The following is a 13,100-nucleotide window of genomic DNA, read 5'->3' on the forward strand; positions in this document are numbered from 1 at the left end:
TCCACTGTGCGGTATCTGAAACAACACACAGATCACCGAGAAGACTCTCCGGGTCTGGCCTTTACTGGGTCAGGGTTGGGGTGGCTCTCTGTGTGACAGTTTCATAGAGTTACGGCGGTTATAGCGGTGGGGAAACGCCCGGTCCCATTCCGAACCCGGAAGCTAAGGCCACCTGCGCCGATGGTACTGCACTCGACAGGGTGTGGGAGAGTAGGACACCGCCGGAACATCATTGCGAAAGGCCCTCCAACTACGGTTGGAGGGCCTTTTTGCGTTCCCGGACCCGTCACCTACAGTGCTTGGGTGCGCCTTGTCATTGCTCGTTGCCAGGTCGACTACGTCGGCCGACTGACCGCCCACCTTCCGATGGCTCGCCGGTTGCTGCTGATCAAGGCCGACGGTTCGGTGCTCGTGCACTCCGATGGCGGCTCGTACAAGCCGCTGAACTGGATGAGCCCGCCGTGCTGGCTGGAGGAGCGCGATATCGCGACCCTGGTCCCCGCGGAGCTGCCCGACGGCGTGACGCCGCTGCGGGAGAACAAGACCGCGGTGCCGGACAACATCAAGGCGCTGTGGGTGGTGACCAACAAGGCCGACGAGGAACTGCGCATCTCCATCGAGGACATCGAGCACGATTCCTCGCACGAACTCGGCATCGATCCCGGCCTGGTGAAGGACGGCGTGGAAGCGCACCTGCAGGAACTGCTGGCCGAACACGTGACGAAGCTCGGCGAGGGGTACACCCTCATCCGGCGCGAGTACATGACCGCCATCGGCCCGGTGGACCTGCTGTGCCGTGACGCCGACGGCGCGACCGTGGCGGTGGAGATCAAGCGGCGCGGCGAGATCGACGGCGTCGAACAGCTCACCCGCTACCTCGAACTGCTCAATCGCGATCCGCTGCTGGCGCCGGTCGCCGGCGTGTTCGCTGCCCAGCAGATCAAGCCGCAGGCGCGAACGCTGGCCGAGGACCGGGGAATCCGCTGCCTCACGCTCGATTACGACGAGCTGCGTGGCACGGAGAGCAACGTTTTCCGCCTCTTCTAGGCTGAGAACCATGCCGCGACGTAAACCTCGCTCAGGGCGACGTAGCGAGCCCGCGCCGATCGGTGACGTCTACGGGCGGACCGAGGACGGGCCGGGCGAGGAGACCTACATCGTCCGTACCGTTCCCGGCGCCAGGGCGGTCAAGACCTACCGGTGTCCGGGTTGCGACCACGAGATCGCGCCCGGGGTCGCCCATATCGTCGCCTGGGCCGTCGACGGCGGCGAGGACGACCGTAGACATTGGCACCAGGGCTGCTGGAACGGCAGGCGCACCCGTGGCATCACCCGCCGCTGGTCCTGAGCCCGGACACCACGAAAACCGAAGGCCGCCTCGAACATTCGAGGCGGCCTTCGGGTCTTCAACGATGNTGGTCCTGAGCCCGGACACCACGAAAACCGAAGGCCGCCTCGAACATTCGAGGCGGCCTTCGGTTCTTCAACTATGAGGGTGGAGCAATGTCGTCGCGGGTCCGACGTCAGTTGCTGATGTCGGCGCTCTCGCGGTCCTCGTCGACGATGTCCTCGTCGGCGTCGGCGACCTCGGGGATGGCCTTGGTCTGGCGGGAGCCCGACACGGACTTGTTGTTGCCGTTGTTGCTGATCGACTTGCGCTCGGGGGCGCCGTCGAGCAGCTCGCTCTCGCGGTTGACCGCGGCGAGCATGGCGGGCACCGAGTCGAGCTGACCACGGATACCGAGCAGCTGGGCCAGGACCCGGCCGCGCAGCACGCGCATCTCCTCGGCCAGTTCCTTCGCGTGCGCGATCTTGCGCTCGGAGGTCTGGGTGGCGGAGCTGATGAGACGGTTCGACTCGTCGGTCGCGTCCTTGATCCGCTGGGCGGCCTCGGCGCGACTGGTGGCCTCGAGCTCCTCCATGGCACGAGTCAGCTTGGTGCGCCGATCGTTCATGGTGGCCTCGAAGTCCTGCTGGGTGGCCTTGCGCTTGGCCTCGGCTTCCTTGCCGAGACGTTCCACATCGGCCTGCGCGGCCTCGATGATCTTGGCGGACTCGGTGCGCGCGTTCGCGAGGGTTTGCTCGAACTCGATCTCGAGCGCCTCGCGCTTCTCCTTGGTCTCCGCGAGCAGCGACTCGTACTTGCCACGCATCTCGGTGGCCTGCTGCTCGGCGATCGACACCATCTCGGCGGCTTCGGCCTGCGCCAGCGCACGGACCTCGGACGCTTCGTCCGAGGCCAGGCGCAGCATGCGCGAGATGCGGTCGGACATTCCTTCGGCGGTGGTCGGCGGCACGGAAAGCCGGTCGACCTCCTTGCGGAGCTCGTCGATCTCGTCCCGCGCGTCTTCCAGCTGGCTGGCGAGATTCCGGGCCTGCGCGGCGGCAGCATCCCGGTCGGTGGCGGTGACGCGGAGCTCGGCGTCGAAGCGGTCGAAGTAGTTGCGCACCTCGTCTTGCGCATAACCCTTGCGCACAACGGTGAAGGGCAGTGCAACGAAGCGATTGCGATCGGACTCAGGTGACGACATGGCACACAAAATACAGCCTCGAGCGAGCCTATGGAGACTCGACCGTGATTGTGATCTCGCCGAGATTTACCAACCGTATCCGCCTACTAGTGCGTAACATTCGGGTTCGGCTCGACAAGCTCCACCAGCACACCGCCAGCATCCTTCGGATGGATGAAGTTGATGCGCGAATCCGCGGTGCCGTGACGAGGGGCTTCGTACAGCAAACGCAGGCCGCGGCCGCGTAGGAAGGCCGAAACCGCCTCGATGTCGGTGACCCGATAGGCCAGCTGCTGCAGACCCGGTCCGCTGCGGTCGATGAACTTGGCGATGGTGGACTCCGGGGTCAGCGGTGCCAGCAACTGCAGGGCGGTCGCGCGATCGGCCGCGGCGGGGCACGACAGCATCGCCTCGACGACGCCCTGGGCCTCGTTGACCTCGCGGTGGGTCTCGACCATGCCGAGATTGTCGGTGTACCAGGCGACGGCGGCGTCCAGGTCGGGCACGGCGATGCCGACGTGGTCGACGGCGATGACGTAGTCGGCGGGGATGATGTTGTCGTTGCTCACCCCTCGAAGCTAGCGCGTACCTGCCTGCCGGGTGTGCTCCGATACCGGTTACCGTTGAGTGCAACCCTTGACGTGCGCTGCTGTGTGCGTCGCGGCGAGGTTCGACTCAATGAATGCGAGGCTTTCGTGACGACTTCTGTCATCGTGTCCGGTGCGCGTACCCCGGTCGGCAGGCTCCTGGGCGGTCTGAAGGACTTCAAGGCCTCGGATCTGGCCGGTGTGGCGATCAAGGCGGCGCTGGAGAAGGGTGGTGTGGCGCCCGAGCAGGTCGACTACGTCATCCTCGGTCAGGTGCTGCAGGCCGGTGCCGGGCAGCTGCCCGCCCGCCAGGCGGCGATCGCCGCGGGCATTCCGATGGATGTGCCCTCGCTGCTGATCAACAAGGTCTGCCTGTCGGGCATCAACGCGATCGCGCTGGCCGATCAGCTGATCCGCGCCGGGGAGCACGAGATCGTCGTGGCCGGCGGCATGGAGTCGATGAGCCAGACCCCGCACCTGCTGCCCAAGAGCCGTGAGGGTCACAAGTACGGCGACACCACCCTGGTCGACCACATGGCCTACGACGGCCTGCACGACGTGATCACCGATCAGGCGATGGGTCTGCTGACCGAGGACCGCAACGACCTGGACAAGGTCAGCCGCGAGGAGCAGGACGCGCTGGCCGCGGCTTCGCACCAGCGTGCCGCCGCCGCATGGAAGAACGGGCTGTTCACCGACGAGGTCGTGCCGGTCGCCGTGCCGCAGCGCAAGGGCGACCCGATCTACGTCAGCGAGGACGAGGGCATCCGCGCCGACACCACCGTCGAGTCGCTGGGCAAGCTGCGTCCGGCCTTCCGCAAGGACGGCACCGTGACCGCGGGCACCGCCTCGCAGATCTCCGACGGCGCGGCCGCGGTGATCGTGATGAGCAAGGCCAAGGCCGAGGAGCTGGGTCTGGAGTGGATCGCCGAGATCGGCGCCGCCGGTCAGGTCGCCGGTCCGGACTCGACCCTGCAGGATCAGCCGGCCAACGCCATCCTCGCCGCGTGCGCGAAGGAGGGCATCACCCCTGCCGACCTGGACCTGATCGAGATCAACGAGGCCTTCGCGGCCGTCGGGGTGTCCTCGACCAAGAAGCTGGGCTTCGACCCGGAGAAGGTCAACGTCAACGGTGGCGCCATCTCCATCGGCCACCCGCTGGGCATGTCGGGTGCGCGCATCCTGCTGCACCTGGCGCTGGAGCTGAAGCGTCGCGGTGGCGGCGTCGGCGCCGCCGCGCTGTGCGGTGGCGGCGGTCAGGGCGACGCGCTGATCATCCGCGTGCCCGCCTGATTTTTCGTCCACACGCACGGGCCCCGCGCTGTCGAGCGCGGGGCCCGTGCGTGTGAGCGGTCCAACTACGTGGTGTCGTAGATCATGCTGCACAATGGCTGGTATGGGTTTCTTCGATCTGCGGTCCACTGCCAGTCGTTTCCGGTTCTTCGCGGTGCTCGAAGCGCTGTCGTGGATCGGTCTGCTGACCGGTATGGCGTTCAAGTACCTGCCCGCCGAGGGCAACGAGATCGGCGTGAAGATCTTCGGCCCGGTACACGGCGCGATCTTCGTCCTGTTCGTCATCACCGCGCTGCTGGCCGCGCGGGAACTGAACTGGGGCTGGAAGACCACCGTGCTGGCGCTGGCGTCGAGCATTCCGCCGCTGTTCACCGTGGCCTTCGAGATCTGGGCCGTGCGGACCGGTCAGCTGGGCGAACTGAGCGCCGACGCGAGCAAGGGCTCCCCGGCAGCCGCGCCGACGGCTTCGTGACAAACTGGAAAGCGTGACTCGACCCGCTGCCCGTCGTCCTTCGCCCGCCGTCGCCGCCGCCATGTCCGGCGCGGTGGATCTGTCCGCGCTGAAGCAGCCGCCCGCCGCTCCCGGCGGGGCGGCTGCGGCCCCGGGGAACCATATGGTCACCGAGGCGGATTTCGAAGCCAAGGTCATCCGGCGCTCGATGCAGGTGCCCGTCGTGGTCGCGCTGTTCTCGCAGCGCAGCCCGGGCAGCGTCGAGCTGATCCGCACGCTCGAGCGGCTCAACGCCGACGATCGCGGCGGCTGGGACCTGGCCGCCATCGAAGCCGAAGCGAACATGAACATCGTGCAGGCGCTGCGGGTGCAGGGCATCCCCACGGTGATCGCGGTGGCGGGCGGGCAGCCGCTGGCCGATTTCGAGGGCGCCCAGCCCGAGGCGCAGGTCCGCCAGTGGATCGACGCGGTGCTGGACGCGACCGCGGGCAAGCTCGAGGGCGACCCGAACGCCGCCGGCGCGGCGCCCGAGGTCGAGGACCCGCGCTTCACCGCCGCCGAGGACGCGCTCGCCGAGGGTGACATCGCCGGCGCCGAGGCGGCCTACGAGGCGATCCTGACCGAGGAGCCCGGCAACGAGGAAGCCAAGGCGGCCCTGCGCCAGCTGCGCTTCCTGACCAGGGCCCAGCAGCTCGATCCGGCCGTGGTCGCCACCGCCGACGCCGACCCGGCGAACCTGGACGCCGCCCTCGACGCCGCCGACGTGGAACTGCTCGAGCAGCGCCCCGAGGCCGCGTTCGAGCGGATCATCGCCGCCATCAAGCGCACCGCGGGCGAGGACCGCACGAGGGCCCGCACCCGGCTGCTCGAACTGTTCGAGCTGTTCGACCCGGCCGAGCCCTTCGTGGTCGCGGCCCGGCGCAAGCTGGCCACCGCACTGTACTGACGCACGAGATCCGAGGCCGTCCCGGCTGAACTGCCGGGGCGGCCTCGTCGTATCCCCGGGTAGACCCGCGGCACCGGCCGCGAGCTGACTCGAGGAGAACGACATGACCTCACTCGACCACTCGGGCTCGGTCGATCAGGCCGCGGTGGAAGCCTTCGCGGGATCGATGATCGAGGTGCTCGACCACGCGAGCACCGCGCTGATGATCAGCATGGGCCACCAGGTCGGACTGTTCGACACCATGGCGGCCAACCCCGGCGCGACCAGCCAGGAGCTCGCCGCGGCCGCGAACCTGAACGAGCGCTACGTGCGGGAGTGGCTCGGCGCCGTCACCACCGCGGGCATCGTGCGCTACGACCCGCCGACCGCCACCTACACCCTGCCGCCCGCGCACGCGGCGAGCCTGACCAGGGCCGCCGGCCCGGACAACCTGGCCCGCGTCATGCAGTTCATCGCCCAGCTCGGCGAGGTGGAACCCAAGATCGTCGAACGATTCCGGATCGGGGGCGGCCTGGCCTACGAGGACTATGTCCGGTTCCACGCGCTGATGGCCGAGGAGAGCGCCGAAGTGTTCGACGCCGCGCTGATCCAGGTGATCCTGCCGATGGCGCCCGGCCTCACCGATCGGCTGCTGATGGGGATGGACGTGGCCGACATCGCCTGCGGCAGCGGGCACGCGGTGAACCTGATGGCGCGGGCGTTCCCGGCGAGCCGGTTCACCGGCTACGACTTCTCCCTGGACGCGATCGAAGCGGCCAGGGCCGAGGCGCGAGCGATCGGCCTGCGCAATGTGGAGTTCGTCGTGCAGGACGTCGCCGCGCTCGACGCACCGGAATCGTGTGATCTGATCACCGTCTTCGACGCGATCCACGATCAGGCGCATCCGGCCCGGGTGCTGGCCAATATCGCGGCCGCGCTGCGCCCGGACGGTGTGTTCCTGATGGTGGACGTGCACGCCTCCAGCAGATTGGAGGAGAACTTGGACCTGCCGCTCGGTCCGTTCCTGTACGCGGTGTCGACGATGCACTGCATGTCGGTGTCGCTGGGCCAGGGCGGGGACGGGCTCGGCACGGTGTGGGGCGAACAGCGCGCGCTGTCGATGCTCGCCGACGCCGGTTTCACCGAGGTCGCCACCAGCCACGTCGACGGCGATCCGCTCAATACCTACTACATCGCGCGCAAGGGTTGAGTCGTCGCCACTGCTACGGTCGGAACATGGGCTCCACGAAGGACATTCAGCATCGGATCGTGACCGCGTTCCAGCGGCCGCTCAACGTGGTCGCGCGCAGGCTGCCCGGCCAGCAACTGCTCGAGACGACCGGGCGGGTCAGCGGGCAGCCCCGCACCACGCCGATCGGCGGACGGCGCGTCGGTGACCAGTTCTGGCTGGTCTCCGAGTTCGGCGAGCGCTCGCAGTACGTCCGCAACATCCTGGCCGACAACCGGGTCCGGGTGCGGTTGCGTGGGCGCTGGCACCGCGGCGTCGCCCACCTGGTGCCCGACGACGATCCGCGCGCCCGGCTGCGCGAGCTGCCGCGCTACAACAGCGCCGCCGTGCGCGCGGTCGGCACCGACCTGCTGACGATCCGGATCGATCTGGCCGACTAGCGCTCGGCGGCCAGCCAGACCGCGCTGTTGGCGGCCATGGTGACGGTGGCCGAGGCGGGACGGCCGTGCCACGGGGTGTCCTCGGCCCGCACCCCGCCGAGGTTGCCGACGCCGGATCCGCCGTACTCCTGGGCGTCGCTGTTGAGGACCTCGCGCCAGACGCCGGTGTGCGGCAGGCCGATCCGGTAGTTCTCCCTGGTCGACCCGGAGAAGTTGAAGACGCAGGCGACCGCGCTGCCGTCAGCGCCCCAGCGCAGGAACGCGAAGACGTTCGCGGCGCTGTCGTCGGCCTCGATCCAGGAGTGCCCGCCGGGCGTGGTGTCCTGACTCCACAGTGCCGGGTGCGCGGTGTAGGTGCGGTTGAGATCGCCGACCATGGTCGAGATGCCCTGGTGCAGCGGGTTTTCCAGTTCCTGCCAGTCCAGGCCGCGATCGTTGTCCCACTCCCGGAACTGGCCGAACTCCTGGCCCATGAACAGCAGCTGCTTGCCGGGGTGTGCCCACATGTAGGCCAGCAGCGCGCGCACGCCGCTCGCCTTGGCGAAGTCGTCGCCGGGCATCCGCGTCCAGAGCGTGCCCTTGCCGTGCACGACCTCGTCGTGGCTGATCGGCAGCACGTAGTTCTCGCTCCACGCGTAGACCAGCGAGAACGTCATCTCGTTGTGGTGCCAGGACCGGTGGATCGGGTCGCGGCCCAGGTAGCCGAGAGTGTCGTGCATCCAGCCCATGTTCCACTTCATGGTGAACCCGAGACCGCCGACGTCGGTGCCGCGGGTGACGCCGGGCCAGGTGGTCGACTCCTCGGCGACGGTCACCACGCCGGGATACGCGCGGTGCACGGTGTCGTTGAGTTCCTGGAGGAAGTCGACGGCTTCCAGATTCTCCCGGCCGCCGTAGATGTTCGGCTCCCAGCCGCCCTCGGGGCGCGAGTAGTCCAGATAGAGCATGGAGGCGACCGCGTCGACGCGTAGGCCGTCGATGTGGAACTCCTCGATCCAGAAGGCGGCATTGGCCACCAGGAAGTTGCGCACCTCGTTGCGGCCGAAGTCGAAAACGTAAGTGCCCCAGTCGAGTTGCTCGCCACGACGGGGGTCGGGGTGCTCGTAGAGCGGGGTGCCGTCGAAGCGGGCCAGCGCCCATTCGTCGCGCGGGAAGTGCGCGGGCACCCAGTCGAGCAGCACGCCGATCCCGGCGTTGTGCAGGTGGTCGACGAACCAGCGGAAGTCGTCGGGGGTGCCGAAGCGGGAGGTGGGGGCGTAGTAGGAGGTGACCTGGTAGCCCCAGGATCCGCCGAACGGGTGTTCGGCGACCGGCAGCAGTTCGACGTGGGTGAACCCGGTCGCGCGCACGTAATCGGCCAGCTGTTCGGCCACTTCGCGATAACCGAGGCCGGGGCGCCACGAGCCGAGGTGCACCTCGTAGACGCTCATGGGGGAGCGGGTGGCGTCGGCGGCGGCACGGCGGTCCAGCCAGGCGCTGTCGGTCCACATGTGGTCGGCGCGGCTGACCACCGAGGCGGTCGCCGGCGGGACCTCGGTCGCGAAGGCCAGCGGGTCGGCGTGATCGACGACCCGGCCGTCGGCGCCGTGTACCCGGTACTTGTAGCGCGTGCCCGGCCCGACACCGGGCACGAACACCTCCCACACCCCGGACGATCCGAGCGCGCGCATCGGCGCGGAACTGCCGCTCCAGTGGTCGAAATCGCCGAAGACGGTGACGCCACGGGCATTCGGCGCCCACACGGCGAACGAGGTGCCGTCGACATCACCGTCGAGGGTGGTGTAGTGGCGCGGGTGCGCGCCGAGCACTTCCCACAGCCGGGTATGGCGGCCCTCGCCGATGAGGTGCAGGTCGAATTCGCCGACGGTGGGCAGGAAGCGGTAGCCGTCGGCGGTGATCACCGTCTGGCCGCCGGGGTAGGCGGTGCGCACGCGGTAGTCGTCGAGCTGCGGATACGGCAGGACGGCGGCGAACACGCCGTGCCCCAGCGACTTCAGCGGATGTTCGGCGCCGCCGACCAGGATCGTCACCGAGTCGGCGTGTGGGCGCAGCACCCGCACCGCGGTGCCGTCCGGGTGCGGGTGCGCGCCCAGGACGGTATGCGGGTCGGGGTGGGTGCCCGCTGCCAGCAGCATCAGGTCGCGGCGTTTCATCAGAACGTCCGGCGATAGGCCAGCGGAGCACGGGCGGCCGCGGGCACGGCGGGCAGGGCGAGAATGTGCGCGGGCGCCCTGGCGGGATCGAGCCGCACGAAATTGTGCTGGCCCCAGTGGTATTCCTCGCCGCTGACCTCGTCGAAAACCACCGGGTGGTCGTGCCACTCGCGGCCGATCGCGGGCAGGTCGAGCGAGATGTGGCCCTGCTCGGCGCCGTAGGGGTTGAGGTTGACGATCACCAGCACCGCGTCGCCGGAGGCCGGATCGATCTTGGAGTAGGCCAGCAGCGCGTCGTTGTCGATCTCGTGGAAGTGGATGCAGCGCAACTGCTGTAGCGCGCGATGGGCACGACGGATCTCGTTGAGCCTGGTCAGCCACGGTTCCAGGGACTCGCCGCGGGCCAGCGCGCCGGTGAAATCGCGGGGGCGCAGTTCGTATTTCTCCGAGTCCAGGTACTCCTCGCTGCCGGGGCGCACGGCCTCGTGCTCGAACAGCTCGTAGCCGGAGTACACGCCCCAGGTGGGCGCGAGTGTCGCGGCCAGGACGGCGCGCAGGGCGAACATGCCCGGTCCGCCGTGCTGCAGGCTCTCGTGCAGGATGTCGGGGGTGTTCACGAACAGGTTCGGCCTGGCCTCGTCGGCCTTGGCGGCGAGTTCGGCGCCGAATTCGGCCAGCTCCCACTTGAACACGCGCCAGGTGAAGTAGGTGTAGGACTGGCTGAACCCGCGTCGCGCGAGTCCGTAGAGCCGGGCCGGGCGGGTGAACGCCTCGGACAGGAAGATCACGTCGGGGTCGGTGCGGCGCACCTGCGCGATCAGCCACTCCCAGAAGTCGGCGGGCTTGGTGTGCGGGTTGTCGACGCGGAAGATGGTGACGCCCAAGCCGATCCAGTGTCGGACCACCCGCAGCACCTCGGCGTAGAGGCCGTCGGGGTCGTTGTCGAAGTTGACCGGGTAGATGTCCTGGTACTTCTTCGGCGGGTTCTCCGCGAAGGCGATGGTGCCGTCGGGCAGGGTGGTGAACCACTCCGGATGCGCCCGCACCCACGGGTGGTCGGGCGCGCATTGCAGGGCCAGGTCGATCGCGACCTCGAGGCCGAGATCCGTCGCGGTGGCGACGAAGTCGGCGAAATCGGCTTCGGTGCCGAGCAGCGGGTTGGTGGTGTCGTGGCCGCCGTCGGCCGAGCCGATGGCCCACGGCGAACCGACGTCGCCCGGTTCGGTGGTGAGCGCGTTGTTGCGGCCCTTGCGATTGATCTCGCCGACGGGGTGGATCGGCGGCAGATAGACGACATCGAAGCCCATCCCGGCGATGCGGGGGAGTTCGCGGGCGGCGGTGGCGAAGGTGCCGTGCACCGGCTTGCCGTCGGCATCGCGTCCGCCGGTCGAGCGCGGGAAGAACTCGTACCACGAGCCGACCAGCGCGCGCCTGCGCTCGACCAGCACCGATTGCTGGGCGCCGCGGGTGACCATCTCGCGCAGCGGGGTCGCGCGCAGGATCTCGGCGACCTCCTCGCTGAACGCCGGCGCGACCCGGGCGGGCAGTTGCTCGTCGCCGCGCAGGGCGGTGGCGGCGGCGCGCAACCGTTCGAACTGCTTCTTCGGCACCGCCTGGGCGGCCCGTTCGAACAGGGTGGCGCCGATCTCGAGATCGTTGGCCAGATCGAGGGCGGTCTGGCCGACCGCCAGCTTGGCCTCCACGGCCGAGCGCCAGGTGGCGATCGGATCGCTCCAGCCCTCGATACGGAAGGTCCACACGCCGGGGGTGTGCGGGGTGAACAGGCCGTTGAAGACGTCGGGCTCGTAGTCGGGCGTCATCCGCAGGCGGGTGATCCGCGACGAGCCGGGCGCGCGCACCGCCAGCGTCGCCGCCACGGCATCGTGCCCCTCGCGCCACACCACGGCGCGGACGGGAAACACCTCGCCGACGGCGGCCTTGGCCGGGCGGCCGCCGGGGATGGACGGGGCGATGTCATCTATGGCAATCCGGCCGGTCACCGCACAAACCTACTGCATTTCCGGCGACCGGGCGCTGAGCGCCGCAGCCCACTGATCAGCCGAGAACGCGGCCGACCTCCCGTCAGCGGGCGTCGGCGGCGAGGCCGAGGCCGAGGGCGACCAAGATCGCGGCGAGGCTCCGTTCCACGCGTCGGCGGATCGCGGCGCGCCGCAGCCAGGTACCCGCCCGGTCGGCGGCCAGGACCACCGCGACGCACCAGGCGCCGTCCAGGATCACCTGGATGGTGGCCAGGATCAGCAGGGTAGGCAGCACCGGGCCCTCGCTCGGCAGGAACTGCGGCAGGATCGTGATGCCGAAGACCGCGGCCTTGGGGTTGGCGGCGATCGAGATCAGGGAGGCGCGGAACGCGGCGGCGGGGGTGTTGCCGCCGGGGAGTTTCGCGGTCAGGGCGGTGCCGAAATCGTCGTCGGCGCCGCGGGCGTGGCGCCAGGCCTGGACGCCGAGCCAGATCAGCACCGCCGCGCCGACGACGTGCATCGCCGTGTTCAGCCACCGGTTCGCCGCCAGCAGGATCGACAGCCCGGTCCCGCCCGCGAGCGTCCAGCCCAGCACGCCGATCTCGTTGCCCGCGACCGCGGCCAGTCCCGCGCGTCTGCCGTCGCGCACCGAGCGCTGCAGGAACAGCGCCGTCGCCGGGCCCGGCAGCGCGGCCAGGATCAGCGAGGCGACCAGGAATTCGGGCAGGACATCGACCCAGTGCGGCATCGCTGCATGGTGGCATGGGGTCGACGGTGGCGGCCATCGGTTTTGTGGCGCTCACCCGACACGCGGGTCGACGGCGGCGGGCTGTGCCCCGCGGCAGCCGGTCAGCGCACCCGGATCGGGCGTGGTGAGGGTCGAAGCGCGCCCCGCCGCGCGGTCCGGGAGCGGCGGTGGGTCAGGCGGTGCGCAGTCCAGCGAGGAGCCGGTCCAGCGCGATGATGGTGTCGGGGAGCGCGTCGGTGTCGGGGGTGGTGGCGAGCCAGAGGGCGGCTTCGTTCATGGCGCCGGAGAGCAGTCGGGTCAGGGGAGCGATCGGCTGGGGTACCAGGATGCCCGCGCCGACCAGCGATTCCAGTGCCTCGTGCAGGTGCCGGGCGGAATTGGCCTCGTCCAGGGCGCGCCATTCGTGCCAGCCGAGGACGGCGGGGCCGTCGATCAGCATGATCCGCTGGACCAGGGGGTCGGCGCAGGCCCGCAGAAACGCGGCGCATCCGCTGGTCAGCTGGGTCCACGGATCGGGCTCGGCGTCGGCGGCGGCCGCGACCTGCTCGCCGACCTCCTGCTGCACCTGGGTGAGGACCGCCCGGAACAGCTCGGCCTTGCTGTCGAAATGGTGGTACAGCGCGCCCTTGGTGACTCCCGATGCCGCCACGATCTCCGACAGGCCCACGGCCGCATAGCCTTTCGCCGCGAACAGCCGCCTGCTCTGCGCCACCAGCGCCCGCCGCGTCTCCTCGCGCTGCTTGGCCCGCGCCGTGGATGTCATGCACCGTCCTTCCGTTGACCTACCGTCGGTATGTCAGCTAGCCTACGACACATACCATCGGT

At 69.4% G+C, this 13,100-nt stretch carries 13 protein-coding genes and 1 rRNA gene; 8 read left to right on the forward strand and 6 right to left on the reverse strand.

Going from position 1 to position 13,100, the window contains the following annotated elements:
* Positions 1-110: 110 nt before the first annotated feature.
* From rrf to V8688_RS12410, 3 genes are all read left to right on the forward strand, one after another.
* A 5S ribosomal RNA gene (gene rrf, locus V8688_RS12400) occupies positions 111-227 on the forward strand.
* Between the two features lie 76 nt (positions 228-303).
* On the forward strand, positions 304-1,047 hold the full coding sequence (gene nucS, locus V8688_RS12405; protein ID WP_342800836.1) for an endonuclease NucS: 744 nt from the start codon (positions 304-306) through the stop codon (positions 1,045-1,047).
* A gap of 10 nt (positions 1,048-1,057) precedes the next feature.
* Positions 1,058-1,348: an ATP/GTP-binding protein gene (locus tag V8688_RS12410; protein ID WP_218716779.1), complete on the forward strand. Its 291-nt coding sequence runs from the start codon at positions 1,058-1,060 to the stop codon at positions 1,346-1,348.
* Between the two features lie 175 nt (positions 1,349-1,523).
* Here V8688_RS12410 and V8688_RS12415 read toward each other — a convergent pair whose 3' ends face one another.
* Together V8688_RS12415 and mce are read right to left on the reverse strand one after the other, a co-directional pair.
* Positions 1,524-2,531 (reverse strand): hypothetical protein, encoded by a 1,008-nt coding sequence (locus V8688_RS12415; RefSeq protein WP_030204204.1) that lies wholly within the window; start codon positions 2,529-2,531, stop codon positions 1,524-1,526.
* A gap of 86 nt (positions 2,532-2,617) precedes the next feature.
* Positions 2,618-3,079 carry a methylmalonyl-CoA epimerase gene (gene mce / locus V8688_RS12420; protein ID WP_218716780.1) on the reverse strand — a complete coding sequence of 154 codons (462 nt, stop codon included), beginning with the start codon at positions 3,077-3,079 and terminating at the stop codon, positions 2,618-2,620.
* 126 nt (positions 3,080-3,205) lie between these two features.
* Here mce and V8688_RS12425 point away from each other — a divergent pair, with 126 nt between their 5' ends.
* The 5 genes from V8688_RS12425 to V8688_RS12445 all read left to right on the forward strand — a co-directional run bounded on the left by V8688_RS12425 (position 3,206) and on the right by V8688_RS12445 (position 7,395).
* Positions 3,206-4,390 carry an acetyl-CoA C-acetyltransferase gene (locus V8688_RS12425; RefSeq protein WP_218716781.1) on the forward strand — a complete coding sequence of 395 codons (1,185 nt, stop codon included), beginning with the start codon at positions 3,206-3,208 and terminating at the stop codon, positions 4,388-4,390.
* 94 nt (positions 4,391-4,484) lie between these two features.
* The gene (locus V8688_RS12430; protein ID WP_218716782.1) at positions 4,485-4,862 is read left to right on the forward strand and encodes a DUF3817 domain-containing protein; all 378 of its coding nucleotides are present in this window, start codon (positions 4,485-4,487) and stop codon (positions 4,860-4,862) included.
* Between the two features lie 61 nt (positions 4,863-4,923).
* On the forward strand, positions 4,924-5,787 hold the full coding sequence (locus V8688_RS12435) for a tetratricopeptide repeat protein (protein ID WP_218716811.1): 864 nt from the start codon (positions 4,924-4,926) through the stop codon (positions 5,785-5,787).
* 103 nt (positions 5,788-5,890) lie between these two features.
* On the forward strand, positions 5,891-6,976 hold the full coding sequence (locus tag V8688_RS12440; protein ID WP_342800837.1) for a class I SAM-dependent methyltransferase: 1,086 nt from the start codon (positions 5,891-5,893) through the stop codon (positions 6,974-6,976).
* Between the two features lie 26 nt (positions 6,977-7,002).
* Complete coding sequence (locus V8688_RS12445; RefSeq protein WP_342800838.1) at positions 7,003-7,395, forward strand: nitroreductase/quinone reductase family protein; 393 nt, start codon at positions 7,003-7,005, stop codon at positions 7,393-7,395.
* Here the strand turns inward: V8688_RS12445 and glgB are convergent.
* The 4 genes from glgB to V8688_RS12465 all read right to left on the reverse strand — a co-directional run bounded on the left by glgB (position 7,392) and on the right by V8688_RS12465 (position 13,038).
* Positions 7,392-9,548: a 1,4-alpha-glucan branching protein GlgB gene (gene glgB / locus V8688_RS12450; protein WP_342800839.1), complete on the reverse strand. Its 2,157-nt coding sequence runs from the start codon at positions 9,546-9,548 to the stop codon at positions 7,392-7,394. The two genes, V8688_RS12445 and glgB, sit on opposite strands and share 4 nt — an antisense overlap.
* Positions 9,548-11,548, reverse strand: coding sequence for an alpha-1,4-glucan--maltose-1-phosphate maltosyltransferase (locus tag V8688_RS12455; protein ID WP_342800840.1), 2,001 nt, complete (start codon positions 11,546-11,548; stop codon positions 9,548-9,550). The genes glgB and V8688_RS12455 overlap by 1 nt, the downstream gene beginning before the upstream one ends.
* Positions 11,549-11,630: 82 nt before the next feature.
* The gene (locus tag V8688_RS12460; protein ID WP_342800841.1) at positions 11,631-12,275 is read right to left on the reverse strand and encodes a LysE family translocator; all 645 of its coding nucleotides are present in this window, start codon (positions 12,273-12,275) and stop codon (positions 11,631-11,633) included.
* A gap of 172 nt (positions 12,276-12,447) precedes the next feature.
* Complete coding sequence (locus tag V8688_RS12465) at positions 12,448-13,038, reverse strand: TetR/AcrR family transcriptional regulator (protein WP_342800842.1); 591 nt, start codon at positions 13,036-13,038, stop codon at positions 12,448-12,450.
* Positions 13,039-13,100 lie beyond the last annotated feature (62 nt).

It is taken from the genome of Nocardia sp. No.11, from assembly GCF_038752175.1.
GTDB lineage: Bacteria > Actinomycetota > Actinomycetes > Mycobacteriales > Mycobacteriaceae > Nocardia > Nocardia canadensis.

What these genes read in the sequence shown, in the direction of transcription:
- V8688_RS12435 (WP_218716811.1), top strand. Translation starts at nt 4,924, where the DNA reads ATGTCCGGCGCGGTGGATCTGTCCGCGCTGAAGCAGCCGCCCGCCGCT.
- V8688_RS12430 (WP_218716782.1), top strand. Translation starts at nt 4,485, where the DNA reads ATGGCTGGTATGGGTTTCTTCGATCTGCGGTCCACTGCCAGTCGTTTC.
- V8688_RS12440 (WP_342800837.1), top strand. Translation starts at nt 5,891, where the DNA reads ATGACCTCACTCGACCACTCGGGCTCGGTCGATCAGGCCGCGGTGGAA.
- V8688_RS12410 (WP_218716779.1), top strand. Translation starts at nt 1,058, where the DNA reads ATGCCGCGACGTAAACCTCGCTCAGGGCGACGTAGCGAGCCCGCGCCG.
- glgB (WP_342800839.1), bottom strand. Translation starts at nt 9,548, where the DNA reads ATGAAACGCCGCGACCTGATGCTGCTGGCAGCGGGCACCCACCCCGAC.
- V8688_RS12465 (WP_342800842.1), bottom strand. Translation starts at nt 13,038, where the DNA reads ATGACATCCACGGCGCGGGCCAAGCAGCGCGAGGAGACGCGGCGGGCG.
- V8688_RS12415 (WP_030204204.1), bottom strand. Translation starts at nt 2,531, where the DNA reads ATGTCGTCACCTGAGTCCGATCGCAATCGCTTCGTTGCACTGCCCTTC.
- V8688_RS12460 (WP_342800841.1), bottom strand. Translation starts at nt 12,275, where the DNA reads ATGCCGCACTGGGTCGATGTCCTGCCCGAATTCCTGGTCGCCTCGCTG.
- V8688_RS12445 (WP_342800838.1), top strand. Translation starts at nt 7,003, where the DNA reads ATGGGCTCCACGAAGGACATTCAGCATCGGATCGTGACCGCGTTCCAG.